Source organism: Acetobacterium bakii, assembly GCF_001263355.1.
GTDB lineage: Bacteria > Bacillota > Clostridia > Eubacteriales > Eubacteriaceae > Acetobacterium > Acetobacterium bakii.
This window is the reverse complement of sequence record NZ_LGYO01000009.1, coordinates 21,580-47,963: the sequence shown is the minus strand read 5'-3', so window position 1 is coordinate 47,963 and position 26,384 is coordinate 21,580. Positions and strand designations below refer to the sequence as shown.

The 26,384-nt window shown below is 41.6% G+C and carries 20 protein-coding genes; 13 read left to right on the top strand and 7 right to left on the bottom strand.

The features are described from left to right. Nucleotides 1-142 precede the first annotated feature (142 nt). Nucleotides 143-934: a flavodoxin family protein gene (locus tag AKG39_RS04825; protein ID WP_050739237.1), complete on the top strand. Its 792-nt coding sequence runs from the start codon at nucleotides 143-145 to the stop codon at nucleotides 932-934. A 119-nt stretch (nucleotides 935-1,053) separates the two neighbouring features. On the opposite strand, the gene AKG39_RS04820 is transcribed toward AKG39_RS04825, so the two are convergent. Together AKG39_RS04820 and AKG39_RS04815 are read right to left on the bottom strand one after the other, a co-directional pair. Further along, the gene (locus AKG39_RS04820) at nucleotides 1,054-2,589 is read right to left on the bottom strand and encodes a BCCT family transporter (protein ID WP_050739236.1); all 1,536 of its coding nucleotides are present in this window, start codon (nucleotides 2,587-2,589) and stop codon (nucleotides 1,054-1,056) included. 209 nt (nucleotides 2,590-2,798) lie between these two features. Next, a complete protein-coding gene (locus AKG39_RS04815) occupies nucleotides 2,799-4,379 on the bottom strand; it encodes a BCCT family transporter (RefSeq protein ID WP_050739235.1) in 1,581 nt (526 codons plus the stop codon). A gap of 308 nt (nucleotides 4,380-4,687) precedes the next feature. Here AKG39_RS04815 and AKG39_RS04810 point away from each other — a divergent pair, with 308 nt between their 5' ends. The 3 genes from AKG39_RS04810 (at nucleotide 4,688) to AKG39_RS04800 (ending at nucleotide 11,164) form a co-directional block, all read left to right on the top strand. After that, the gene (locus AKG39_RS04810) at nucleotides 4,688-6,103 is read left to right on the top strand and encodes a trimethylamine methyltransferase family protein (protein WP_050739234.1); all 1,416 of its coding nucleotides are present in this window, start codon (nucleotides 4,688-4,690) and stop codon (nucleotides 6,101-6,103) included. 244 nt (nucleotides 6,104-6,347) lie between these two features. Beyond that, nucleotides 6,348-7,718 (top strand): sigma-54 interaction domain-containing protein, encoded by a 1,371-nt coding sequence (locus AKG39_RS04805; RefSeq protein ID WP_083439419.1) that lies wholly within the window; start codon nucleotides 6,348-6,350, stop codon nucleotides 7,716-7,718. Between the two features lie 398 nt (nucleotides 7,719-8,116). Continuing rightward, nucleotides 8,117-11,164, top strand: a complete 3,048-nt coding sequence (locus AKG39_RS04800; RefSeq protein ID WP_050739233.1) for a methyl-accepting chemotaxis protein — start codon at nucleotides 8,117-8,119, stop codon at nucleotides 11,162-11,164. A 195-nt stretch (nucleotides 11,165-11,359) separates the two neighbouring features. Here AKG39_RS04800 and AKG39_RS04795 read toward each other — a convergent pair whose 3' ends face one another. Continuing rightward, entirely contained in the window at nucleotides 11,360-12,700 is a 1,341-nt protein-coding gene (locus AKG39_RS04795; RefSeq protein WP_050739232.1) for a GDSL-type esterase/lipase family protein, read from the bottom strand. A 264-nt stretch (nucleotides 12,701-12,964) separates the two neighbouring features. Here AKG39_RS04795 and AKG39_RS04790 point away from each other — a divergent pair, with 264 nt between their 5' ends. The 6 genes from AKG39_RS04790 to AKG39_RS04765 all read left to right on the top strand — a co-directional run bounded on the left by AKG39_RS04790 (nucleotide 12,965) and on the right by AKG39_RS04765 (nucleotide 20,045). Beyond that, nucleotides 12,965-13,747: an epoxyqueuosine reductase gene (locus tag AKG39_RS04790; protein ID WP_050739231.1), complete on the top strand. Its 783-nt coding sequence runs from the start codon at nucleotides 12,965-12,967 to the stop codon at nucleotides 13,745-13,747. 93 nt (nucleotides 13,748-13,840) lie between these two features. Continuing rightward, on the top strand, nucleotides 13,841-16,078 hold the full coding sequence (locus tag AKG39_RS04785) for an ATP-binding cassette domain-containing protein (RefSeq protein WP_050739230.1): 2,238 nt from the start codon (nucleotides 13,841-13,843) through the stop codon (nucleotides 16,076-16,078). Between the two features lie 211 nt (nucleotides 16,079-16,289). Beyond that, nucleotides 16,290-16,925 (top strand): DUF3786 domain-containing protein, encoded by a 636-nt coding sequence (locus tag AKG39_RS04780; RefSeq protein WP_050739229.1) that lies wholly within the window; start codon nucleotides 16,290-16,292, stop codon nucleotides 16,923-16,925. A 138-nt stretch (nucleotides 16,926-17,063) separates the two neighbouring features. Continuing rightward, the gene (locus tag AKG39_RS04775) at nucleotides 17,064-17,465 is read left to right on the top strand and encodes a YdeI/OmpD-associated family protein (RefSeq protein WP_050739228.1); all 402 of its coding nucleotides are present in this window, start codon (nucleotides 17,064-17,066) and stop codon (nucleotides 17,463-17,465) included. Nucleotides 17,466-17,718: 253 nt separating this feature from the next. Continuing rightward, the gene (locus AKG39_RS20430) at nucleotides 17,719-18,651 is read left to right on the top strand and encodes a CAP domain-containing protein (protein ID WP_050739227.1); all 933 of its coding nucleotides are present in this window, start codon (nucleotides 17,719-17,721) and stop codon (nucleotides 18,649-18,651) included. A gap of 134 nt (nucleotides 18,652-18,785) precedes the next feature. Continuing rightward, on the top strand, nucleotides 18,786-20,045 hold the full coding sequence (locus AKG39_RS04765; RefSeq protein WP_126981215.1) for a hypothetical protein: 1,260 nt from the start codon (nucleotides 18,786-18,788) through the stop codon (nucleotides 20,043-20,045). A gap of 119 nt (nucleotides 20,046-20,164) precedes the next feature. On the opposite strand, the gene AKG39_RS04760 is transcribed toward AKG39_RS04765, so the two are convergent. The 4 genes from AKG39_RS04760 to AKG39_RS04745 form a co-directional block, all read right to left on the bottom strand. Beyond that, complete coding sequence (locus AKG39_RS04760; protein ID WP_050739225.1) at nucleotides 20,165-21,307, bottom strand: tyramine oxidase subunit B; 1,143 nt, start codon at nucleotides 21,305-21,307, stop codon at nucleotides 20,165-20,167. A gap of 108 nt (nucleotides 21,308-21,415) precedes the next feature. Further along, nucleotides 21,416-22,273, bottom strand: a complete 858-nt coding sequence (locus tag AKG39_RS04755; protein ID WP_050739224.1) for a helix-turn-helix domain-containing protein — start codon at nucleotides 22,271-22,273, stop codon at nucleotides 21,416-21,418. A 274-nt stretch (nucleotides 22,274-22,547) separates the two neighbouring features. Further along, nucleotides 22,548-23,675, bottom strand: coding sequence for an NAD(P)/FAD-dependent oxidoreductase (locus tag AKG39_RS04750; RefSeq protein ID WP_050739223.1), 1,128 nt, complete (start codon nucleotides 23,673-23,675; stop codon nucleotides 22,548-22,550). Beyond that, nucleotides 23,668-23,997 (bottom strand): (2Fe-2S)-binding protein, encoded by a 330-nt coding sequence (locus tag AKG39_RS04745; RefSeq protein WP_050739222.1) that lies wholly within the window; start codon nucleotides 23,995-23,997, stop codon nucleotides 23,668-23,670. Before AKG39_RS04745 ends, AKG39_RS04750 begins: the two co-directional genes overlap by 8 nt. A gap of 387 nt (nucleotides 23,998-24,384) precedes the next feature. Between AKG39_RS04745 and AKG39_RS04740 the strand changes: the two genes are divergently transcribed. The 3 genes from AKG39_RS04740 to AKG39_RS04730 all read left to right on the top strand — a co-directional run bounded on the left by AKG39_RS04740 (nucleotide 24,385) and on the right by AKG39_RS04730 (nucleotide 26,221). Next, nucleotides 24,385-25,272, top strand: a complete 888-nt coding sequence (locus AKG39_RS04740) for a fructose bisphosphate aldolase (protein ID WP_050739221.1) — start codon at nucleotides 24,385-24,387, stop codon at nucleotides 25,270-25,272. Nucleotides 25,273-25,419: 147 nt separating this feature from the next. Continuing rightward, entirely contained in the window at nucleotides 25,420-25,686 is a 267-nt protein-coding gene (locus AKG39_RS04735; RefSeq protein ID WP_050739220.1) for a hypothetical protein, read from the top strand. Between the two features lie 46 nt (nucleotides 25,687-25,732). Beyond that, the gene (locus tag AKG39_RS04730) at nucleotides 25,733-26,221 is read left to right on the top strand and encodes a GNAT family N-acetyltransferase (protein ID WP_050739219.1); all 489 of its coding nucleotides are present in this window, start codon (nucleotides 25,733-25,735) and stop codon (nucleotides 26,219-26,221) included. Nucleotides 26,222-26,384 lie beyond the last annotated feature (163 nt).

The following is a 26,384-nucleotide window of genomic DNA, read 5'->3' as shown; positions in this document are numbered from 1 at the left end:
TAATCTGTTGAATGAAATTTTTCACTTATACTTTACTATATCAGGGAATTAAATTCAAGTATATTGATGAAAATGTATTAACGATATGATATGATTAGAATATGATACATGTGAGCTGATTGATGAAAGTAGAGTGCCTATAATGAAAATAATTACACTGATAAGCAGTGGCAGAAAGAGCGGAAATACTTCGCGTTTTATCACACAAATTGAATCTGAACTTCAGAAAATTGGAAAGATATATGAAATACCCATGGTTTTTGAGCGGATCCAATTAAGTGAATTAAATCTTGAATTTTGTTGTGGCTGTCGAATCTGCTTTGATAAAGGGGAGACCTGCTGCCCGTTAAACGACGATCTCCTGAAACTTCGAGATAGAATCAGTGGGGCAGATGGAATTATTTTGGGAAGCCCGGTTTATGTTGAAGATGTTAACGGAATTATGAAAAATTGGATTGATCGAATGGCATTTAATTCTCACCGTCCAGCTTTTGCAGGCAAAGCAGCGGCTGTCATAACAACTTCAGGCGGCGGGTCCACCATGCATGCCGTCAATACAATGGCGAGAGCCCTAAATACTTGGGGATTACAGGTTGCTTTTAAGGCAAAGTTTCGGGCTGAAAGTAATCTCCCGGTTCATGAAATTAAAGCCAGATATCACCGGAAAATTAAACAGACGGCAAAAACACTATTCGATTCCATTCAAGCTCAAAGCGTGGGATGTCCATCATTTCAATCACTCATGTATTTTAAGATTCAGCAAAAATACTGGCAGAAAAACTCTCACGCGCAAAACAACTATGATTATTCCTATTGGGAAGACAAAGGTTGGGTCGATTCCTCATGTAAGTACTATATACCAATTTGTTCGGGAAATTTAAAAGTAATGGCAGCCCGATTGGCTGGTGCTTTAGTGGCTTTGTTTTTCATTTAGAAAATTGGTGAGCTAAGCCCGCAACAGATAATTTCATTTAATATAACACTAAAAAAGGCTGCATCTTAGATACAGCCTTCTTTTAGTGCTATATTATTGATTAAATTCAGTGTTCCAGCTCATTTTTCTGTGGTTTGAGATGGTGCGTTTATGACACTCCATTGGGACAGCATTTTTAAACAGCTGATGACAATGATGACATAGATCACACAGGTCGGTAATGCTAAAATCACCGTCAGTGCCTGAACCTGAACTAGGGAGCCATTGAAAATCATTAATGCCATGGGAATGGCTGCTAATGCCACCGCCCAAAAGATTGTTAGTTTTCGGCTTGGACGGCCATTTAAGGGTATCTGCTTTGATGAAACCATGGCCATGGTATAGGCGGCGGAGTCAAAACTTGTCGCCATGGAAAGAATAGACGTAATCAGAATGACAAATACAACAATTCCCCCAAGAGGCATTTTAGAAAACATATCGATGACCGTTGCTGGTCCGCCATTTTCTGTCACACCTTTCACAATATCGATGACGCCACGTAATTGCAGGTCCATGGAATAATTGCCCAGAACCGAAAACATGGAAAACGATCCTAAAAAGCCATAAAACAATCCTCCGAATATGACCTGCCTGATGGTTCGTCCCCGGGATATTTTGGCAATGAACAGTCCCATGAAAATTGAATAGGAAAGCCACCAGGCCCAATAAAAAACAAGCCAGGATTGAGGGTCTCCACTATTGTTGACAGGATCCATGTAGGTGCTCATTTTAAAGAAATTATCAATAAGAATACCCATGGATGTGGTTTGCATGTTCACAATGAAACCCTTGTTTCCAACGAGAAACACATAAATAATCAGCAGTAACATTAGAACAATATTAATATTACTTAGGATGCGAATTCCTTTTTTGACACCATTATAGGCTGACACCGTAAAAATAACGGTGACAACAATAATTACCAGGAAACGCAGCATCGGTGTATCATTGAAACCAAAAAGCTGATGGAGGCTCGCTGATACTAACGGTGAACCAATTCCAAGAGCTGTTCCGATCCCGCCTAAAATGCCAAACAGGAAAAAAATGTCAATCATTTTTCCGCCAACGCCGTCAGCGTATTTTCCCAACAGCGGTTTACAGGCGCTGGCTACATCAAAGCGTTCATTTTTTAAATTATAACGCAAAAAAGCAAAGGCCACAGCTGGAATCAAATAAACGCCCCAGGCTGATAATCCCCAATAAAACAGGGGGAGAGTTGCCGCAAATTCGGTTGCTTCGGTACTCAGCGGCATGATTCCATAGGGCGGATTCATATAATGAAACACCCATTCAATGCTGCCCCAATAAATAAAACCGGCGGCCATGGATGAACAGAACATCATCGCCGCCCAGGAAAATTCACTGTATTCTTTTTTATCTTCACCTAACCGAATCGGGCCGAATCGGCTCACACCGATGTAAATACATAGCAATAACGATAGGAGAACAATCCAGGCATAAATAAATCCAAACACATTCAGAATATAATTGTTAATCAGATCAATCATATTTTTTGATTGATCCGGAGAAATAAAGAGGTAGGCATCAACAATGAAAACCAGGATCAGTACGATAATGATCATACTGTAATTTGTATTTGATTTATGTAATTTCATATCAATTCTTTCTCACAATACCAGGATGCTTCAATTTTTAAACCGCGATTATGCTTGATGTCGACGCTTTTCAGTATAACATATCAATGGGTCTTCTCATACACATGTTATTGCATATTCTTATGTTAATGATGCGATCCTTGGATATCGTTTCCTTATCTTAATTTTCTCTGCCAATTTGTAGCGCTTTTAATTATTTGATGCGGGTGTTATACTATTTGATCTTGTTCTATTTCTTTGGTACTGTCCGATGAATTCTGCCAGCCATTCTTTTTTATATCCTGGAAAAAGGACACCGTCATCAACCCAATAATCAGCAGCGCGGGTAATCCGCAAATAACCGTAATGGTCTGGAAGGGTCTGATCCCGCCAATCATGAGTAGTGCGATACTGATAACACCGATACAGATTGACCAGAAAATCCGAATCCAAATTGGTGGTTCCTGGCCGACTTTTAAAACTTTAGTGGTTGCCATGGCCATGCTGTAGGCATTGGCGTTTAATAATGTCTGCATGCAGATATTGGCAAAAAGGAACAGCACCGGCATTAAAATCGCAGCTAAGGGTAGAAACTTCCAGATCGCAGCAATGGCCGCGCCCTGTCCACCGGCAGCCAAAATAGAACTCAGATCCAATCCCTCGTTGATAAAGGTATGGATTGAAAATCCTTGGAATACCGCGAAAAACATATATGTTCCAATAACGGTTGAGCCGATCAGACCTAAAATAAGTTCACGAACCGTACGTCCCCGTGAAATTCGTCCGTAAAAAGCACCATTTTGAATCGACATCGTAATAAACCAGGCAAAATAGAAAACTGTCCAGCCCTGGGGTATTAACGATTTTGCATAGGGATCTGTATTAGAGATCAGATGCAGGGTATTATTCATAACCATTCCCAAACCATCGGTAAATGAATTCAGCATAAAGAATGTCGGTCCAAAAAGCAATACGAAAACTAAAATACCAAATCCCATATAGACACGAATATTACTGAGCAAACCCAGACCTTTTTTGAGTCCGGCAAACAAAAGAACCGCCATAATCAAAGTCCAAATCAGAATTAACACCACGGATACGATAAAGGGTGGTTCGCTACCTGTAATATTAGCAATAATCCCCACCAGGGTCGGAATATTAACCCCAACACAGGTAACAACCGAAGACAGCATGGAAACAACAAATATAATATCAATTATTTTTCCAAAACCGCCTTTGGCATGTTTACTCCCTATCAAAGAGGCACATGCGGTGCTGGGCAGAGAGTCATTTATTTTTTTACAATAGAACTGATAAGCAAAAAGGACTGCTATAAGGGCATATCCCATATAAAAAACCGGTCCCCAATGGAACAGCGGCATCATCGCAGCCTGCTGAAAGGCTTCCGGGGTAGCAGTTTCAACGCCCCACATAGGTGTCTGATAGGTATAGAACCATTCAACACTGGTCCAGGTTAATACGCCAAGACCGGCTGCTCCGGTAAACATCATACCCAGCCAGGAAAGCGTCGAATATTCAGGCTTTTCATTGCCAAAACGTTTATTCCCAAGTGGTCCAAAGGCCAAAACCAGTACAACAATCGTTAGTACTATAAAATACCAGCTAAACATCCAGGCAAAGCTATCCGTAACATAGCTAAATGCTGTTTCTAAAATATTTCCGAAGCTCTCGGGATTCGTCATCACAACAGCACTCAAAATAACGGTGAAAATCAGCGGTGGAAAAAAGGTCCACCCATTGACCATTGAAAAAATCGAGACCTTCTCTGTTTTCTTTACTTCTTTTTTCATTTCTTCTTTAGATATATTTCCATTAATATATCTTCTCCCTCCAAAATATTTTCTAAATCTATATAATAGCAATAAACATGCCAAACAATAAAATGGCTCTCTATATACCTTTAAAGGCTTTTCGACTTGGGATTGCAATTGTTTCCAGAGTTAAATTCACTCGGACGCGTTAAATTCGTTCATTTTTTTTGCAAAAAAAAGCTGGTCCAATGTTTTATAAGCACTTAACACTGCCAAAATCTAAAAATCATAACTGTTGGCATGAATGTTGCGTAGTATATCTATTAGAAATACTCAGGAGGTATGCTATGTATAAAAAACATTACACGAGGAACTTTGTTACAAAAGAGTCTGTTGAATTAATTCATGAAAAATCTCTGCACTTATTAAAGACCAAGGGAATTCGTTTCAGTTCGAATGAATTGCTGGATCTGTTTAAAGCAAAAGGATTAAAAGTTGATGGAGAAATTGTTTATATAACGGAAGAAGTGGTCAATGAAGCTCTGGCATCATGCCCACGGAATTTTGACTATGTTTCACGGGGCAAAAAACTCCAGATTGGTACCATCCAGAAAAAAACAATTGGTCAGTCATCCCTGGGACCGATCAATGTCCTTCAGGAAGGTGTCCACCGCCCTGCGGTTGCTGCTGATTTTATAAATTTCGTTAAACTTTTTCATACCAGCGATGTGATTGACATCATTGATTGTGAGTTACTTCACCCACATGATGTTCCCTCTGCTTATAAGACCGATTTCATGACCCTGGCGCCCATGGTTTACAGCGATAAACCGCTGGCCGGGTTAAACGGCAGCACCGAAACCTGTCGCCGAACCATCAAACTGGCCCAGGAATTTAATGATATTCATGACCAGGTGATTATGTCAACCCTGATTACCAGTGCTCCGCCTTTTGCCTGGGATCGGCTGATGTGCGAAACGCTGGTCGAATATGCCAAGAACGGACAATGCTGCTGTATCGCAGGTGTAGGTCTTGCCGGAATGACTGCGCCGCCTTCTTTAGCCGGTGCAATTATTCAAAACAATACCGAGCGGCTTGCTGGCATTGTTGCCACACAGCTTGTTAATCCGGGAACCCCAGTGATTTATCAGTTTTGTGCCCTGGAAACAGATCTGCGTTTCAGTGTCTGTGTCTGCGGCGGTGCTGAAACCAGCGTGGAATGGTTTGTTGAAAATGAACTTGCCAATTTCTATGGTTTACCAAAAAGATCCCACGGCTGCCTCTCGGATGCCAAAGAGGATGATTACCAGTCTGGCCGTGAATCGACCATGGTTGGTCTCTCAGCTTTAATGTGCGAACCAGAAATGACCTATATGCTTGCCGGGATTATGGATTCTTTTAACACTTTAGGATATGAAAAATTCATGCTTGATGAAGATACCTATAAGTTAGCCGGACGATTTTTGAGAAGTGTTGATTTCAAAGAGGAAAACCTCTATATGAAAAAAATGGAAACCATTGAACATTCTGGAAATTATATTGCAAGAACCGCCAAAACCTACCGCAATGATTTTATTTTTCCTGACCTTGCCAATCGCAAATCTTATTTAAACTGGGAAAAAGAAGATAATGCCATCAGTGTTCGCGAACAAGCAACCCACGCCTGGAAAAAAAGAATTGAAGATTATGTTCCCTTAGAGCTTGATAATGCTCAAAAGAAAATGATTGAAGATCTTTTGCCAGCAGAATTAAGATTTAAATAAACTGTTTTTCTCTAAAAACCTTCGATCCACAGGCTGTTTGAGCCTGTGGATTTTTTATTGTTTAAATTGCCGGCTTATTTGTAAAAAAAGAAAAAAATGTTATAATAAATTAATACGTCATTCAATTTCTGAAAGAAGCAACATTCATAAGGCGTACCCAGAAACCCCTTGTCTATTTTATGGTTCTGCGGTTCTATTTTTGATAGAGTCAGCCAAAAATAAAAAAGAAGAAGAGAAAACACTTATGATAGATCTTTCCAAAATATTACATACACCCTGGTATATTGACTATTTAAATTCAATCCCCCGCGAAACCCTGCTAGCCATTCTTGAAAATTCTTTTACTGAAATCTATGTTTTGGATAAAGAAGGTAAAATTGTCTATGCGAATCCTGCAGTTACAAGACTGTATGGCATAAATCCCGAGGACATCGTTCAAAAGGACAGTAAACAAATAAAAGAAGGCCTATGGGACCCTTACAGTTTTGATCTTACCAAGGTATCCCATCGCGCAATTGTAACTGAAAACATTTATTACAAAACCAATCGCAGCATTATATGTATCAATGTACCGGTTTATAATGACCAAAATGAATTTGAATTTATGATTTCAACATCATTGGATAATATTGGGGCCGTCGACCTAAGCTATCGCGATGTCCGAAATCCCATTGAATCCATTGATCTGGGCTTTTCAGATCGCGTAATCGGAAAGAACAAATTATTCAAGCAATGCATGAGTGATTTGGAAAAAGCCGCAAAAACTGACTGTAATCTGCTGATTTTAGGTGAAAGCGGCACCGGAAAAAGTTATATCGCCCAAACGGTCCATAATCAGAGCCGCAGAAGCCATAATTCTTTTGTGGCCATTAATTGCGCGACGATCCCTGACGGTTTGTTTGAAAGCGAACTTTTTGGTTACATGCCCGGGGCCTTTACCGGAGCAAACGCAAAGGGGAAAATCGGCTTATTGAAAAGTGCTGACGGCGGAACCATTTTCCTGGATGAAATAGGGGATTTATCACCTAAAATGCAAGTGAAAATTTTAGATGTACTTGAAAACAAGCGCTTTTTTCCAGTGGGCAGCAACAAACCGGAACATGTTAATATCCGCATTATTGCAGCTACCAACCAAAACCTGATCCATGCCATAAAAGAAAAGAAATTCCGCAGTGATCTATACTGGCGCCTTAATACTGTAAAAGTTATTCTACCATCACTGCGCCAGAGGAAAGATGACATCCTTTTCTTTATAACCTATTTTTTAAATGATTTCAACAAACGTTACAATACGAAAAAAATATTCAGCAAAACAATTATTTCTTATATTATTAACTACGACTGGCCGGGAAATGTGCGCCAGTTGAAAAATGCCGTTGAAAGAATGTGCATCTTATCCGACAGCATCATTGTCAATGAAAGTCTTTTTCTGCGGTATTTAGACCAGGAAGAAGATATTGAAGAAGCTTATGAGGAATCTTTTAATGTTGAAGCATTTAAAAAGCGTACCGTCATCAAACTCTATTCCAAATACAAATCCAGCCGGATCATTGCCAAAGAAATGGGTGTGAGTCAATCCACCGCTAACCTTCTGATTAATAAATATTGCATCTGAATTCAAAGCTATTACTAGGTTGTCTGGAGCCCATTCACTTATCTTTTATCGCGTAGAAGGGAGCGATTAGGGCTCTTGTTGTATTTTATATTAAAAAAGTGTAAATGTTTAGTCAGCCCTGGCTTAACGTTTACACTTTTTTTTTGCGAATAGCCTTGATTACATGAAATAGTTACGAGGTTACTCTTAAAAGCATAAATTTACCCTTAATGTAGTAATAAATCTGTCGATAATCTTATATGAACATCGTTTTCATCGACAATTATATACTAAAGCTTAGCTAAAACTTGCTGGCTTAATAACATGACAAAGCAAAGGAAAGAAGGCGTCAGTGGTATAGGCAAAAGCATTTAATCAACCGACACAAAATTCATAGGAAGTCTGAGGACACAAAAAAGATGGGCGATTATATTTCAAAAATAAAGAGCGGAAAAAAAGTTTCGCTTCTGTTTAAACTGGTATCGTTATTGGGTTCAATTCTTATTCTTGGAAGTCTCATTTTAGGGATTGTAGCATTGATGTTTTCATCAAAAGCACTGACAGAAACAACCGAAAGTTATCTGGAGGAGACCGCTTTAGCCAGTTCAAAATATGTGGGGTCAACCGTGGCCAAACAATTGGGCGAGTTATCCCAGGTAGCCGCAACCGATACCGTGTCATCCATGAACTGGGAGGCTCAGAAAACCTATCTGACAGCAAAGGCTAAAGAGTTGGGCTATCTCGATATAGCAGTAATAACACCTGATCTTATGGCACATTATGTTATCAGCGGTGACTCGACCCAGCTATCAGAACGAGCGGTTTACGCCAATGCATTTAACGGCACAGCAGGGATCTCCGATGTATCCATCAGTAAGGTCACCAATGGTCCGGTAGTACTGGAAGCTGCCCCCATTAAAAACAATGGCCAGGTAGTCGGCATTCTTATGGGACGACGGGATGGTACGGCGTTAACCGGGATAACGGATAACCTTGGCGTGGGCGAAACCGGTTTTGCCTTTATTATTACCAAAGACGGCTTCATCAATGCCCATGTAGATAAACAGCTGGTTTTAGATCAGCGAAATGCCATTACCGAAGCTGCAGAAGGTGGCGATCTTGCTGATCTGGGAATACAAATTCAAAAAACAGATATGACAAAAGCTAATCTGATTCAATATACTTATCAGGGCGAAAAAAGAATCACCGAGCTTGTTCCGATTGAAGGAACCAACTGGTTATTGGGATTGGGGGACTATGAGAGCACTGTCTATGCGAATGTCACCAATCTGAGAAACATTCTAATTCTCATCACCCTGTTAGTCGCTGTGGTGGGCAGTCTGGCCATCTATATCAGCACCAAAAGGGCAGTGGTTAATCCCATTATCGACATCAAAAAAGCGGCTGAAAAATTGGCCCTGGGTGATGTGGACGTGACTGTGGAAGTCAGGAGTACCGATGAAATCGGAGATTTGTCCATTGCCTTTAACGAGATGACCGAAAACCGGAAACAACAGGCTGAAGCAGCTCAACGTTTGTCAAAAGGCGACTTTGGAGTAGAAATTAAACCCCTGTCGGATCAGGATGTACTCTCCTATTCATTGATTGCGGTTATTGATGAAATGAAAAAGATTCATAATGGTATCGCAAAAACAGAAGCAGCCATTTTAGATGGGCGTCTGGATTACAAAGAGAACATTGCTGACTATTCAGGCAGTTTTAAAGATCTGATCAAAGGTGTGGATTCAGTAAGTGAGGCCTTTAAAAGCCCATTGAAAGTCGCTTCCAGTGCCATCGAGCGCATCGGAAACGGGCAGATTCCACCGCGAATTACAACCGCATACAATGGGGATTTCAATGATCTCAAAAATAGTATCAACTCCTGTATTGACGGTTTAGGTGCCTTGACCGAAGGCAATGAAATCTTAGATCTGATGAGCAAAAATGACTTCACCCGACGAATTGACGCGGATTATTCCGGGGTTTACGGTGAAATTGCGCAATCCATCAATACCATTCAAGATTCATTATTGCTTATCGTTAATGCAGTCGATGATATCTCCAATGGTGATATGAAAATGCTGGAAGAGTTAAAAACCACAGGAAAACTCAGTGAAAATGATCGCTTAATCCCCGGTTTCATCAAGCTGATGGAAAACATCATCATGCTGCTGGAAGAATCGGACAGTATGGCCAAGGCCGCTGTGGCCGGCGATCTGAACAACCGCGCCGATGCGTCCCGCTTCCCCGGGGATTATGCCAAGGTGATCACGGGCCTAAATAATACCCTGGACGCCTTAACCGAACCGATGCAGGAAGCTTCTCAGGTGCTTAATGAACTGGCCCAGGGTAATCTCAATACGGCCATGACCGGGAATTACCTGGGCCAAAACGGTCAGATCAAAGAGGATATGAATAAAACCATTACCTTCCTGAAACAATATGTCCAGGAAATTTCCGAAACTCTGGAAAAGGTCAGTGCCGGCGATTTCAACCAGGAAATTACCGCCGAATATCTGGGCGATTTTGTCAATATCAAATATGCCATTAATAATATCACCGCCCATCTCAGTGAAATTCTGACTGACATCGGGAACTCGGCCAACCAGGTGGAGGCGGGATCCCGACAGATATCCGATGGCGGCCAGGCCCTGGCTCAGGGAACCACCGAACAGGCCAGTGCCATTGAACAGTTGTCCGCGTCCATCGATGAAGTGGCTGAAGAAACCAAGAAAAACGCTCAAAATGCCAACGAAGCCAATGAACGAACCCTTGAAGTTCGAGCTACCGCCGAAGAGGGCAACAAGCAGATGGGGGATATGGTCAATGCCATGGAAGAAATCAATGCATCCTCCCATAATATTTCCAAGATTATTAAGGTCATTGATGATATTGCTTTCCAAACCAATATACTGGCGCTGAACGCCGCCGTCGAAGCGGCCCGGGCCGGTCAACACGGCAAAGGCTTTGCCGTCGTAGCCGAAGAGGTCCGCTCGCTGGCAGCCCGAAGTGCTGAGGCAGCCCAGCAGACAACCGGTCTCATTGAAGGCTCCATTGACAAGGTGGAAGCGGGCACGAAGATTGCCAATAATACCGCCGACAGCCTGGCTGGCATCTTAACCTCTGTGGCCAAAGTGACCGATCTGGTCAGCAACATTGCCATGGCCTCCAATGATCAGGCCACCAGCATTGCCCAGATCACCCAGGGGATTGAACAGGTTTCCCAGGTGGTCCAGACGAATTCGGCAACGGCCGAAGAAAGTGCCGCTGCCAGCGAAGAGCTGTCCGGTCAGGCGGAAATACTCAAGAATATGGTCTCAGAGTTTAAGCTGAAGAATAAAACAACCGGTAAATCAAGTCGGAGACAATCCGTTGCGGCGACCCCTTTGGACATTGAAAGACCAAGCACACTTCAACCGGTAAAACCTCTTATCCTCTTGGATGACATGGAAATGGATAAATACTAAGAAGGTAGCCTTAAATTGTATGTACTAAATTACTTCAAGCTAACAGCTTAATACACAACAAACCGCCATGACTAGAAGCCTAAAGCTTGAAATCGTGGCGGTTTGTTTTATTGCAGAAAGCAGTCAGAAAGTTAATAGTTAATCTACGTTTGAAATATCCTTCTAAATGAATGCGGTTGAATCAGTCCCTTTTCCCTATTCAATCGGCTGAGCAATTAGATGCGTCTGATAGATCAGAGCATGTCCCGCAGTAGTCGGATGGGGATCCAGACTGCCGGCATACCAGTTGAAATTCACCAGGGGATCGGTTCCCTCATAGGTTTTAAAAGCAGTATACACATCGGCCACCTGATAACCGGCGCTGGGGGTCATGATGACTGCATTCATCGCCTGAATGACGGGATCGAACACTGCATACAGGGGATCCTGAGGACTAATTGGATCATAAAGCGTTGTTACATATATTTCTGCCTGGGGCGCCAGGGTTTTCGCAGTCGCAATAATTTGCGGCCAGTCAGTCGTGAACTGGGTAGCTCCTGCGGCTAAGTTTGTCTGAAGCTGAGGCAGAGCAGCATTAATGATGTCTTGTGCTCCTGGTTCTGCCAGGGCGGTTGCCAGTTCGGCGGCAAAGTTTTTGGAAGTGGGATCCAAGTTAAAGGCCACGGCCATGGTAGCGATCACCGGTGCTAGCAGATTGTTGCCGCCAATGCTGATGGTAACCACCTTCGCTTTACTTAGGGATGCAATGGTAGTTGGATCGGTTTGGAGTTGATTTAAAAGATTGCTGGACTGATATCCAGGTATCCCCAGATTAATCAGAGCCAGGTTTTCATTGCCACTAATGCCTTTTAAGTTATTATAGAAAAGGTCAACATAGCCGGAACCGGGGGAAGCACTCATGCCATAGGCGATGGAATCCCCAAGTGCTGTGTCATTAACGCTTTTAACGATTTTTATTTGGATGGATTCCAGCCGCAGACTTTCCCCAGTGGTTCCCAGTTCAGCTCCATTTTTTACCCAGCCCCATTGCCCATCCATTGTTGGGATATCACCTTTGTCCTGGACATGACCCCGATAATATACATCGTAGCCGTCAAGGCCAAGCAGATTAATTTTGATGGCTTCAATCCGCAGGCTATCCCCGGTGGTTCCCGCATAGTCACCATTTTCAACAGCACCCATCCAGCCTTTATTCTGGACATGAACCTCGTAGCTGATACCTGCACCGACTGGAACATCACCTGTGATTTCAATACAGATTCCTTCTAAACGCAGACTTTCACCCCGGGTTCCCAGTTCATCCGGACCGGTAATAAAGCTGCCATCAGGTAGGGGAATATTCCCTTTATTCTGGACATGACCCCGATACTGTATTCCAATGTCTTCAGTTACTGCTGTATCAATGGTGTTTTGTGATGACGTTTGGTTATCATTTTCACTAACTGCAGCAAAAACAGCGGTTGAAAAAATCATGGAAAACATCAGAATCAGAATCAATAAACGACCAGCGACAGATTGAAGTTTTTTACTTTTCATGAGAGTTTCCTTTCATCGATAAAATAGAATAGACAATTAAGATTATTTTATACCTATTTGATGACTATGTAAACGTTATTAATTGATTTGTTTTAACCAAATTAAATAGAAAATGAAATGGCACTTAATATATTGAGATATACCGGGAAGGGAAGAGAGGAAGTTTTATTGCACAGATACAATTTATTAAAAATGATGTATAATAAATTATCAAAGAAAATCAATCAATGATATTTTGAAATTTTATAAAGTGATGGGAGCTTAATGAATAAAAAACTTGAGGACTTAATTACAGAATATGTTAAAAGCTACAAAGCATTAAAACATACAGAAACCGACTGGCGAGAACCGATTATTGGATTCGCCGATGCCGGAGATCAACTATTCTCCAAGCTAAAGGAAATTATCGGGCCCAACCATGCCCTTCCCGCCGATATTGTTCCAAATGCCAAATCTGTGATTGTTTTCTTCCTGCCTTTTTCCAAAGAAATTGTTAAAAGCAACATCGGCGGAGAGGAAAGCTCAAGAGAATGGGATATTGCCTGCATTGAGACGAATAATCTGATTAATGATCTAAGCAGATACCTGTATGAAGCGATTACCGAAATGGGCTTTAATGCTTCCTTACTGCCTTCAACGTATAATTATGATGAAGAAAAACTGATCAGTGACTGGTCCCATCGAAGTGTTGCCTATATTTCGGGGATCGGAAAATTCGGGATACACAATATGCTGATCACCAAGAGAGGATGTTGCGGCCGATTGGGAAGCGTCATAACCGATCTGGAATTAACTCCTACTCCAAGATCTGAGGAAGAGTATTGTCTTTATAAGGTTAACGGAACCTGTCAAAAGTGTCTGGAAAAATGTGTGAATCTTGCTTTCGATCAGCAAGATGGCGAGGTGTTTTTTGACCGTAAAAAGTGCAACGAACAGATCTACGAAAAGATTGTTCCTGAGTATTCCATTGGTTTAGGCGATGCCTGCGGAAAATGCATGTGTGGGATGCCGTGTTCATTTATCATTCCCAGAGGAATTAAAGATTAATGCTAAGTTTTGTTTGAGTAAATAAAAATAGGGAAATTATAATTTTAAGGTTACGTATACCGCTATATAAAAATATTTGAATAGGAGGAAAATATGGGATCCAACGCGATTGAAATTTTAGGAGCACGAGAAAATAATCTGAGGAACATTAATTTAAACCTGCCCAAAGGACAGATAACCATTTTCACTGGGGTGTCGGGCTCCGGTAAATCATCCATCGTTTTTGATACCATTGCCCAGGAAGCGGGAAGGCAGTTAAATGAAACCTTCAGTAAATTCATTCAGGTGTTTATGCCCAAGTATCGACACCCTGATGTGGATGCCATTAAAAACCTGTCGTTAGCAATTATTGTGGAACAAAAAAAAATCGGCGGTAATTCCCGTTCAACCCTAGGTACCATTTCGGATATCGACCCCTTAATACGCTTATTGTTTTCGCGGATTGGGGAACCCCATGTGGGTCCGTCCAGTTATTTTTCGTTTAATGATCCAAATGGCATGTGCAAAACCTGTGAAGGCATTGGAAAGATTGTAACCTTGAATCTTGACAAAGCTTTAGATAAAGAAAAATCATTAAACCAGGGGGCGATTTTACTGCCGGGTTTTAAGGTGGGCAATTGGATGTGGAAATTGTATGCCGTTTCAGGCTATTTTGATGCTGATAAAAAAATAAAGGATTATACAAAAGAAGAATATGACAAACTGGTGTTTGCCACAGAAGAAAAAATGAAATCTCCCATTCTCGAGGGCTTAAATACGACTTATCTTGGGCTGGTTGAACGATTTATCAGGCAAAATATTAAAACTGAATTTGAAAAATCCGAAACAGCCAAAAAGAAGATTGCGCCGTTTACAACCGAAAATCAATGCCCGACTTGCGGCGGAAAAAGATATAATGAAACCGTACTAGCAGCAAAGATCAACGGTTATACCATCGCCGATTTTACGGCCCTGGAAGTCGATGAACTGCTGGAACTGGTGCAAAAAATCGAGGACAAAAAAGTGGAGCCGATTCTTGCTAATCTATCCGAGCGGCTGAATGATCTGATTCACATCGGTTTGGATTACGTTAGCCTGAACCGAGAAACCTCCACCCTGTCCGGCGGGGAGTCCCAGCGGGTTAAAATGGTTAAGCATCTTACCGGCAGCCTAGTCAATGTTATCTATATTTTTGATGAGCCGAGCATCGGCTTGCACCCCAGAGATATCCATCGATTAAATGAATTACTGGTCAAGCTAAGGGATAAAGACAATACCGTGATCGTGGTTGAACATGATCCGGCGGTGATAAAGATCGCCGATCATATTGTGGATGTTGGTCCAAGGGCCGGTGCGGCCGGCGGCAGGATTATGTTTGAAGGCTCATACGATGAACTATTAAATTCCAATACCCTGACCGGTGAATACATGGGAAAAAGCCTGCCGCTTAAAAGTGCGCCAAGAGTAAGCACTGATTTCTATGAAACAAAAAAAAGCAGCCTCCACAATTTGAAAAACGTCAGTCTGCGCATTCCCAAAGGGATCTTCACAGTGATCACCGGCGTTGCCGGTTCCGGCAAATCCACACTGGTTAACGGTGTCTTCGCCCAGGAATATAAAGATGCCATTATTGTTGATCAGTCCGGAGTCAGCGGGAACCTACGCTCAAATACCGCAACATTCACTGGGATTATGGATGTCATTCGCAAATTATTTGCCGAAGAAAACAATGTCAGTCCTAGCTTGTTCAGTTTTAATTCGGAAGGTGCCTGCGAGGCCTGTAAGGGACGGGGTTATATCGAAACGGATCTTTCCTTCATGAATTCGGTGGAAACGATTTGTGAAGTCTGTAACGGTAATCGCTTTAAACCTGAGGTTTCAGTCTACACTTATAAGACCAAATCCATCGTCGAGGTGCTTGACATGACCATTGCCGAAGCCGTAGAACTTTTTACTCAAAAAGAAATCTGCAATAAGCTAAAACATATCACCGATGTCGGTCTTCACTATATGACATTGGGCCAGCCACTCGATACACTGTCCGGTGGGGAATCCCAACGCTTGAAACTTGCCAAGGAGTTGAGTAAAAAGGGGAATATTTATATTATGGACGAGCCAACAACGGGTCTCCACATGTCTGATATTACTAGTATTCTAAAAATAATTGACCGCCTGGTGGCTAAGGGCAACACAGTGATTGTAATTGAGCACAACCTTGATATCATCCGAAACGCTGATTGGCTTATTGACATGGGGGTAGAAGGCGGCAGCCGAGGAGGCGAAATTCTGTTTGAAGGAACCCCGGCTGACCTAAAGAACTGCAAAGAATCCATTACCGCAAGGTACCTGTAAAAACCAGGGAAAAAAAATAATCTTAGTCAAATGGAATTGTTTTTACCGATTAATAAAAACAGTAATATTCTGGAGGATCTGGTTGATACAGCTATGATGACTGCCTGCGTTTATATTGACAAATCCGAAAGATAACTATATCATAATTGAAACGGTTCATTAAATTATAATATCAGTTCATCATGGATGATTAGAAACTGGAGACGGAGAAATGGCTATGCAAGAAGATAATTACAAAAACCTGTGTGAATACTGGCGACTGAAAGCGCTTGAGATCGATTTTGAGGAACGCTACGCTGCTCTGGGGCTTCCGGGATACAATGACAATAATCTGCCAATCACTTACTTTGGCGTTGACTATGCAATTAACCGCTCCGATGCCAGAATTTATAACGTTGAAAAACCTGAAGAAGAATTGGACTTTTATAGTCTGACCGCAATTTACCACCTGTTTTATTTCTCAAAAAAAGCGCCGCTCAATTCCAATCAGTTTATTCCCCTGCATGAACTCAAGGGTGCTGCGCCATTCAGTCCGGCGTTTAAAAAGTCAACCCTCACACCTTTTGCCAAAACATTTGAAGGCAAAACCAAACAATTGATTGCCGCCGGAGAAAAGCTGGGGTTTGAACGGCTGTCAAATTCAGATGCCGGATTTCAGGCCATGGCCTTTGTTTGTATGCCAATTCGATTTCTCTTTTGGGATGGCGATGATGAACTTCCTCCCGAGGCAACCATCCTGTTTGATAAAAAAATCACAGATTTCACCCATGAAGAAACCGTTATCGGTATTGGCTGCGATCTTATCAAACGTCTTGTGGCTGCAGCAGGTTTAAAACTGCTTTTATAAATGGTCGATTATTGGGAGCTATGGCAGACAATGCCAGGAAAAATTTACAAGCGGTTATGTTTCAGATCCCATTCAAGGATCTATAACCGCTTGTTTTTTTAGAAAATCAAATTCCTGTTCTATAAGGAGGCACATCGAATGATCAAGAAGTCTAATGAATTGCCGATTATGTTCTTTGTCGATCAAAAATCATTCGAAAAATGGCTTGAGGACAATCATGTTACATCACCGGGAATCTGGTTGCAGATTGCCAAAAAAAACTCCGGTATTGTTTCCGTATCCTATGCTGAAGCCCTGGAAAGTGCATTATGTTATGGATGGGTTGATAGCCAAAAGGAAAAATTTGATGAAAAAATGTATCTTCAGCGATTTACCCCACGCAGAGCTAAGAGTATCTGGTCGAAGGTTAATAAGGAAAAAGCAGAGGGTCTTATCAAAAACGGAAGAATGAAACCTGCCGGATTCAAGGCGATTGAAGCTGCCATTAAGAGCGGTTATTGGGAAAATGCCTATGGATCCCAAAGCAAATTCATTCCTTAAAAACAACTCATTAACCAATCCTTTATTCGATTTATGCGCTTATTTCCAGAAATTATTTATTTTGTTTCATTTCATGTGTTTTGTAATATAATAAACTTAAGTAATTACCCGAGATTTTTCATCGCAATTGCACTCTTCTAATAAATGCGTTAAACTTTAATCTAAGCTGCCTTGGAAAGTTTTACTTAAAATACCGCGGTAGTAAGAAAATATCTTGTTTTCTGAATATAAAATTAACCAGAAGAGGTAAAAAATGAGAAAAACTACAGTTTTATTTATAACACTACTATTGATGTTCGGATTTATTCCACTCAGTGTAATGGCAGCAGGTGTGCCGGGCGTGAGTTATCAAACCCATGTCCAGAATCAAGGTTGGCAGGGATTTGTATCGAATGGCGTAATGAGTGGGACCTCTGGCCAGGCCCTTCGCTTGGAAGGCATTAAAATTAAACTTGATGCCCAGGGAAATGATCTGGGTATTAGCTATCAAACCCATATTCAAAACATCGGCTGGGAAGAGGGTACCGAAAGAGGCTGGATAAGCAATGGAGAAATAAGCGGAACCTCCGGCCAGGGTCTTCGCCTGGAAGGAATTCAGATCAAACTCACTGGTAGCGATGCCGATCAGTTTGATGTTTACTATCAAGTTCATGCCCAAAACCACGGCTGGCTGGACTGGGCAAAAAATGGCGAAAGTGCGGGGTCGCAAGGTTTTTCATATCGTCTGGAAGGCATCAAAATTGTCGTGGTGCCTAAGGGAGCGGCTGCACCGGGAAATACGAACAGACCATTTATTCAGGCATCCAATCCGTTTGAGGAACAGGTCATCGCCCTGGTCAACCAGGAACGGGCTGCCAGAAATCTCGGCATTGTAACCAGCGATCCCAGTTTAACTCTGGCCGCACAAATCAGAGCCCAGGAAATTATTGGCACTTTTTCGCATACCCGACCGGATCAACGCAGCTTTTCTACAGTATTAAGCGATGCTGGAATCAGTTATCGCTATGCCGGCGAAAACATTGCTGCCGGTCAGGCTAGTGCTGAAGCTGTTGTGAGTGGATGGATGAATTCAGAGGGCCATCGAGCCAACATTTTAAATCCGGAATTTACTAAGCTGGGTGTTGGTTATACCTATGCCGATTCAGGATATGGTCATTACTGGTCACAACTATTTATTTCGAATTAAGATTGCAAAAGAAGAAATAGAACGACAACATAAATCTAAGCATATTTAGATTCATGTTTATGTAATTTTCAGAGGATGGTATTGACTTACAATCGGTTATGGGGGTAATTGTGGAAAACTTATCTGTGGATACAATGATAAAAAAGCTTAAAATTAAATATATCAGACGATGGTGGGATACTGATAAGTATTTTCCTGTCCTGGGCAAAGAAATTAGTATTCAAGAAAAAATTGTACGCGAAAAGTCTATGAATAAGTTCTTGAATGACCTGTTTTCTCACCTTAAGCAGTGCCCTGAAAAGGAAGATCAACGAGCTGATTGGAAGAATACTTTGTGGTCTATGATAAAAACTTTTGGGCATCATTCAGGCTTTACCGAAGAAGAAATTAATGGTGATTTCGCAAAATCACTGCCGATCATCACACATGCGTTTATCGGTAATGTAAAAGCCTTTAACAACGATATAAAATTGGATAAAATGGTCCAAGCCCTCAGAAATATTTGGATTATGAATATACTCCAAGTTCTTTTTAATCTAAAAGTGGAATATACGCCATCTGTTTTTGCTTACAGTATGCTTTATCCTTACACGGATAATTATTTAGACAGTACCGAAATATCTTTTCAGGACAAAGAATATATTAATAGGAAATTCAGATTAAGGTTGGCAGGCGAAGAAATAGAATCGAGAAACGCTTACGAAAAAGATTTGTTTGATTTGGTTGGTATCATTGAGGGTCAATACCCGAGGGCTATTTTTAAGGAATTATATGAAAGTCTTTTATGCATCCATGATGCTCAATGCAAAAGTCTTGCCCAGCATAATGGTATGATTTCACCGTACGAAAGGGATGTTTTAGGCATAAGCACTGAAAAAGGCGGAGCCTCAGTACTTGCCGATGCCTATTTAGTAAATGGAAACCTGTCTGGATCTCAGGCGGATTTTGCATTTGCCTTTGGTGCACTGCTTCAGTTTTGTGATGATTTACAGGATGCCAAAGAAGATTTGAACAATGGAGATATGACTATGTTCTCGGTTACTTCAGAAAAATGGCCTTTAGATAATATCACCAATGCTTTATTTGATTTCTCCAATAAAGTAATGGACGATTCAGATGTGGGCTTCATCGATGAGGAATCCAATAAAATGAAAATCTTCTTAAAGAAAAACCTGGTTCTTCTTATTTTTGAAGCAATTTCACAAAACCATAACCTGTATAGCAAAGAATATATTAAAAAAATTGAAAAACAGCTTCCTTTTAGAATGAAATACACAAAAAAGCTCTATAAAAAGATAAGAACTAATTATTCAAACTTTGAAAGTATCCACGGATACTCCATAGATGATGTTATATTAATGGCAACTGATGTTATTGAAATAAACTCAATATAATATAAATATAATTGTCGATCTGTAAAATATTACCACCACGCTGAAAATATAAGTTTAATTGCTTTAGAAAAGCAAAGAGCCACGGGACATCCCGTGGCTCTTTCTATATCATTTAGATTTTAGTACAAAGCTGGTTTATCCCAAAGGTTGAGGTCGATCCCAATATTGTTCTTTCGGGCATAGTCGTAAACTTCTTTACCCCAGGCCACATCTTCCACCGGCATGCCGCCGACAGAATAGAGGATGATCTGGTCGTCGCTTTCACGTCCGGGAACCTTGCCGTTTAAGATGGCTCCTAAATCGTGAATATCAGTTTTTTCAAGCTTGCCATCGTGGATCATATCCATAAATTTGGAACCGAGGATATACACAATATTGTAGGTGGGATAGGGATATTCTTCAGCCCAGGCTTCATAAAGGGAAATATTGTCCACTACCAGCTTGGTTTTGTCGCTTTGGATGAACTCGTCTGAAAAATCTGCCGAACCCGGAAGACAGAACAGGGCACCAGGCTTGATCCATTCGGCATCAACGAAGGGGTAGGCCGAAGGGCCGGCTCCCATGGGGGTAGAGGTAGCGAAGCTGAGAATATCCGAGCCACGGACACACTCTTCCAATGTTTCACAGACAATAATCTCGGTGAACTGTGGACATTTTTCCTTCACATATTCAATGCATCGATCGATGGAAGCCTGGCCGCGGCCTTTGATTTTAAGGGTTGTCAGCGAAGGTCTCAGGCCGGCAAAGGTCTCAATGGCGGTGGAGTTAATCACTCCCGGTCCGACGATTCCAAGGACTTTGGCATCTTTAACAGCCAGATTTTTTACACCGACACCAGGAACCGCTGCAGTACGGTAAGCACTGAGCAGGTTAGCAGACATCAACGCCAAGGGTGCGCCGGTGTCCTTATCGTTTAGCATCATCATCAGGATGGATCGGGGCAGGTTCTTATCACGATTTTCAACATTGGAGCCGTACCATTTCATCCCGGCGACATCGAACTTACCGCCGACATAGGCCGGCATGGCCATGAACCGTCGATCCGGGCCATTTTTAGGCATATTGGGGAATTCCGGTTCTTCAGGGAAAGTAATCATGCTACCGTGCGAATTTCCATTTTCTCCACCCATACGGTAGTCGCCCTTATCCAAAAGCTTTAACAATTCTTCCATACAATCGGTGCACCCGACAACATCGTCGACACCGGCCTTAATCATATCTGCTTCATTTAAATACAATAAATCAATTCCTGGTAATTTCATAATAAAACCTCCAAATAGTTTTTTATTTTAAATTTTTATTGAATAACTCGGATGAACTTATTTTCCTGCTTTGTTTTGATTCTATAAATAGGCCTTGGCAGGCTATCTTTAAATCCGAAGTGCCGTACCATTAACCATTGACTTGCGATAATTCATGGGCGATATTCCTGTGAATTGTTTGAAATCTTTGAGCAGATGAGACTGGTCATAATAGCCCATGTTCGCCGCAATGGCTGAAACCTGCTGATCCTTCCTCAGCGCCAGCAAGACATTCTGGAAACGAATGATTTTAGAAAAGGTCTTGGGGGACAGGCCAATATCCCGATTAAAAAGTCGGTTGATATATCTTGGGGTATAGCCGATGGTATGACTTAGTTCGTTCACATTGATAATGCCATCGACATTGGTGATTGCATCCACCATACGATAGCTGAAAGGCCGGATCCCGGGACTGTAATAGTTCTGATATTCCGGAATATACGAATTTAAGAACAATTGAATCTGTTCTTTGAAATCGTTCGTCTGGGTGATGCCTTCCATCATGACTTGATCCCCGCATATTTCCGGATATGGAAGGGAAGACTCAGTGAGGCTTCCAATGGGATAGCCTCCGGGTAAGAAGGCCTTGCCCGGCAGGAAGCGGATGCCGAAGATGTTATCGTCCAGATGGAAAACGGAAGCATAGTCAATGGTATGCATTTTAAGAACAGCGCCATAGCAGGATACATCCAGACGATCCTGATTGCACCGAAAGATGATATCCACTGTGCCATCGGGAACGATGGTAGCTTTCTCCAACATTTCCTGGGTGACCCGGAATCGATAAAAATGGGAGATGCCATAGGCTCTGTAGTCAAGGGATTCATAGCCCTGGGCATGCTGAACCATTAAGGGTTGTTCAGGAACGATGATTTTTTCTTTTGGGGATGACGCAAATGCTCCATACCCCGGGATAATATCAATCATAGTAAATACCCTAAGCCTAATGCTTCCTTTCTGATCTGAATGGAATGTTTAGAATATTAATAAGAGCCAGCAACCGTAATAGCAAATAAAAAAACAAGGACGCCAAAACTTAGGTTTCGACGTCCTTGTCTAATTAATTATATGAGATTGCATTGCTTATTTATGTATACAATATACCATGGATTGAATTTAAAAATAGTAAAAAACGGCACAAATTTTCAGAAAAAATCATTTTTATAAAAAGCCCGTTGGAAATTCTCAGAATCAGGGATTTCTACTGTTTAGGCTTAAACCGGTCATAGCGTAGGGCCGACAGATCAATGGTGGAATGGCCGTCGGCAATCATTTCGGCGATGTTATAACCCGCAGCCGGGGCGATGCCGAAACCATGACCGGTAAAGGCACAGGCAATATACAAACCGGGAACTTCTTCTACCGGGCTGATAACCGGAACCTTATCAGCACATTCATCAAGCCAGCCAGCCCAGGCACGAACGATTTTTGCGCTTTCGAGCGCTGGGAAGTATTTCATAATGCCCCGACAGGTACAGGAGGCACCAATACTGCTGGAGATCGGGGTGCCATTATCTTTATTATAGGGTTCAAATCCCGAAGAACCGCCAAAAACGAAAGAACCATGTTTGGTCTGATGGCCGTAGAAGTCGGCTTCGGCGGTGCCCAGCATTTGTAAGAACATCGGCGGTTCGGCTTCAGTAATCAGACATTCCATTTTCATGGGAATCATGGGAATATCGATGCCCACCGTGGCTAACAGTTTTCGGCTGTCATAGCCTGCGGCGACCAGAACCTTATCAGCTTCATAGATGGCGTTGGGGGTGATCACCTGTCTTAGGACTCCTTTTATTTTTCGCAGCTCGATGGCCGGGGATTCAGTGATAAAACGGACTCCTAATTCCCGGGCTTTTTTATAATAACCCAGGGTGGCCGTCAAGGGATTTGCGTGGCCATCGGTGGGGCACCAGCTGGCACAGCTGACCTCGTCGGAAAGGAAGGGGTTGATGGCACGAATTTCATCGCCGTCGATCATCCGAACATCCAGGCCGCAGGCCACTGCCTTGTCGGTTAGGCCCTGAAGGATTGCTTTATGGGCCTCGGTTTTTCCTAGGCGCAGGTTGCCCTTTTGGGTGTATTCCACATCCACCCCCAATTCCTCGGAAAGTCCCGGCCAGAGGTTTTTGATGCCCCACATGGCCAACGGAAGTTCCCGGGTATCCCGGCCGGACTGACGGACACCGCCGCCATTACGGGAAGAACCGCCGATGCCGATGTCCTTACTGGCTTCAAGAACGGTGACAGAAGCGCTTTTTTTAGCAAGGTAGTAAGCAGTGGCGTTTCCAATAATGCCGCCGCCAATGATAATAACATCTGTTTGCTTAGCCATGGTTCACCTCTTCATTTCCTAACACTTTCATTTCAACCGGACGCATGGGCGAACGGCTGGTGGCCGGGTCCAATAGCGCCGAGGTGACATTTAACTCCCGGGCCACGATGACTCTAACAAGCTTGCCACAGGTCTGACCCTGGCAAAGTCCCATGCCCGGTCGGAGGTAACGCCGAACTTCGTTAATGGTGAACATCCCATCGTGGACAGCCTGGCGAATTTCGCCCTTTGTGATTTCTTCACAACGGCAGATGACGGTGGCGTCATCGAATTGGGAAATGAAGGCACCGATATCCTGCGAACGATCATTGATTGATTTCATTATCTGGATCTCCTTTTTTTCAATATTCTGCAGCTTTGAAGAGTCGCCTTTGGCGATCTATTCAAAAAACAACAAAGACGTCGAAATATTATCGACGTCTTTGTCTGGGTTGTTTAAGGGTTATTCTTTTAATGATAATAGTATCAAAGCAACAGCGAAATAAATAGTAATAATCAGAACAGTATTACAGCGATTTTCATTGAATAGACTGCATCAAAACCCAGATAAATCGCATCAATCCAACTCGCCTATTGGGAAATCATCTGTTAAATCTGGAAACGAATACATATTAAATAAAATTATCTTGTCCTTTAACTTAAGAATAGTGTTAAAAGCTTTAAAAAGGTGTATAATACAATAGAAACAAAATAAGCGGAGGTATTATTTATGAATAGGTTACAGCTGGAACGAATGAAAAATGATAACGGTTTTATTGCCGCCCTGGATCAAAGCGGGGGCAGCACTCCAAAAGCACTTGCGATTTATGGAATTCAAAAAGAAGCCTATACTGATGACGCAGAGATGTTTGAATTGGTTCATAAAATGCGTTCAAGGATTATGGAAAGCCCGGCTTTTACCAAAGAAAGAATTCTTGGGGCAATTCTATTTGAAAAAACAATGGATTCAAAGGTAGATGGGAAATACAGTGCCGATTATCTATGGGAAACCAAAGGAATATTACCCATTCTAAAAGTAGACAAGGGTTTATTAGATTTAGAGAATGGTGTTCAATTAATGAAATCTATTCCCAATCTTGATGAATTGCTCCTTCATGCCAAAGAACGCCATATCTTTGGCACTAAAATGCGTTCAGTCATAAAAGAGGCAAATAAAATAGGAATAAAAGCAATTGTTGACCAACAGTTTGAAATTGGTAAAGTCATTGCAGCCGCAGGGTTTGTTCCTATTTTAGAGCCGGAAGTCGATATTCATACTCCAAATAAAGAAGCAGCGGAAGTCATGCTCAAGCAAGAAATAATCGAGCACCTGAAAGCATTGGATCCAACCTGTCTGATAATGTTTAAACTTACCCTTCCGGAAACTGATAATTTCTATGCAGAGATCATAACCAATCCAAATGTGGTAAGAACAGTTGCATTATCCGGAGGATATTCCAGGGAAGAGTCAAATGAAAAACTGGCAAGAAATCCTAAACTAATTGCAAGTTTCTCAAGAGCATTAACCGAAGGTCTCAATGTTAATCAAAGTGAAGAAGAGTTTAATAACATTTTAGATGAATCGATCCAATCGATTTATGATGCATCAATTAAATAAAACATCAAATATAACATCCCCGAAATTTCAAATACTTCGGGGATGTTTTTATGCTTTTATCTTTCATTAGTGGCAATAAGATGATACAATATTTCCATCGAATACGACTGTCTATATTAAACGCATTATTTATTGGAGGTATTAAATTTGGACTTGATCGGTACACTAAGCAACGTTGGCAAATCAACTTTTGTGAAATATTACTATAACTTTAAGAATGAGAGCCGCTATGTGTGTATTATTTCTTTCACTGAAGATTATACAGATATTGCTAAAGCAACACGAACGAATCACGCAAAACGTATTTTTCGTGAAGGCATGTCTGTACAGGCCTTACAAATGATTATCAATTCAAGTCGAGTTGACAAGGATACAATTGATCTGGCACGAAAAATCCTGGAAACTGAAAGCTGATTATTTATGCGACCGATGGCTGCAAAGTTAAAGAGAGGAGCATTAAATGAAAGACTATTTTATCAGAGCGATCAGGCCTGAAGAAATTTTACTGCTTTCTGATTTTTTGTATGAAGCTATTTTCCAGACTGATGAGAGCAATTTACTTCCAAGGGAAGTGATCAAGCAACCGGAATTAAGTGTGTTTATTGATGCCTTTGGCAAGGAAGATGACCATTGTCTAGTTGCTGAATATGATGGAACAGTAGTAGGGGCAGTCTGGACTCGAATCATCGCCGGGGCAGTAAAAGGATTTGGTAATATCGATGCAGCCACACCTGAATTCGCAATTTCCCTTTATAAAGCGTATCGCAATAAAGGGATTGGCACAAACCTTATGAGAAGTATGCTTCAATTATTGAAGGAATGCGGGTATAAACAGACTTCTTTGGCTGTTCAAAAGGATAATTATGCGGTAAAAATGTATGAGAAGGTTGGTTTTGAAATTATCGAAGAACTGGACCAGGAGTATCTGATGCTATATAAACTAAACTAATTTAAATAAAAATTAAAAATCCAATCAGAAACCTGCCAGCGTTATTTTTTAAAAATAATTCTAAACATTTTAAAGGCTGGCGATTAGGCCGGCCTTTTTGATTGATTCTTTGATTAGCATAAATGTTTTCTATATTGATTGATTTAATCGAAGCAAAGGTTTA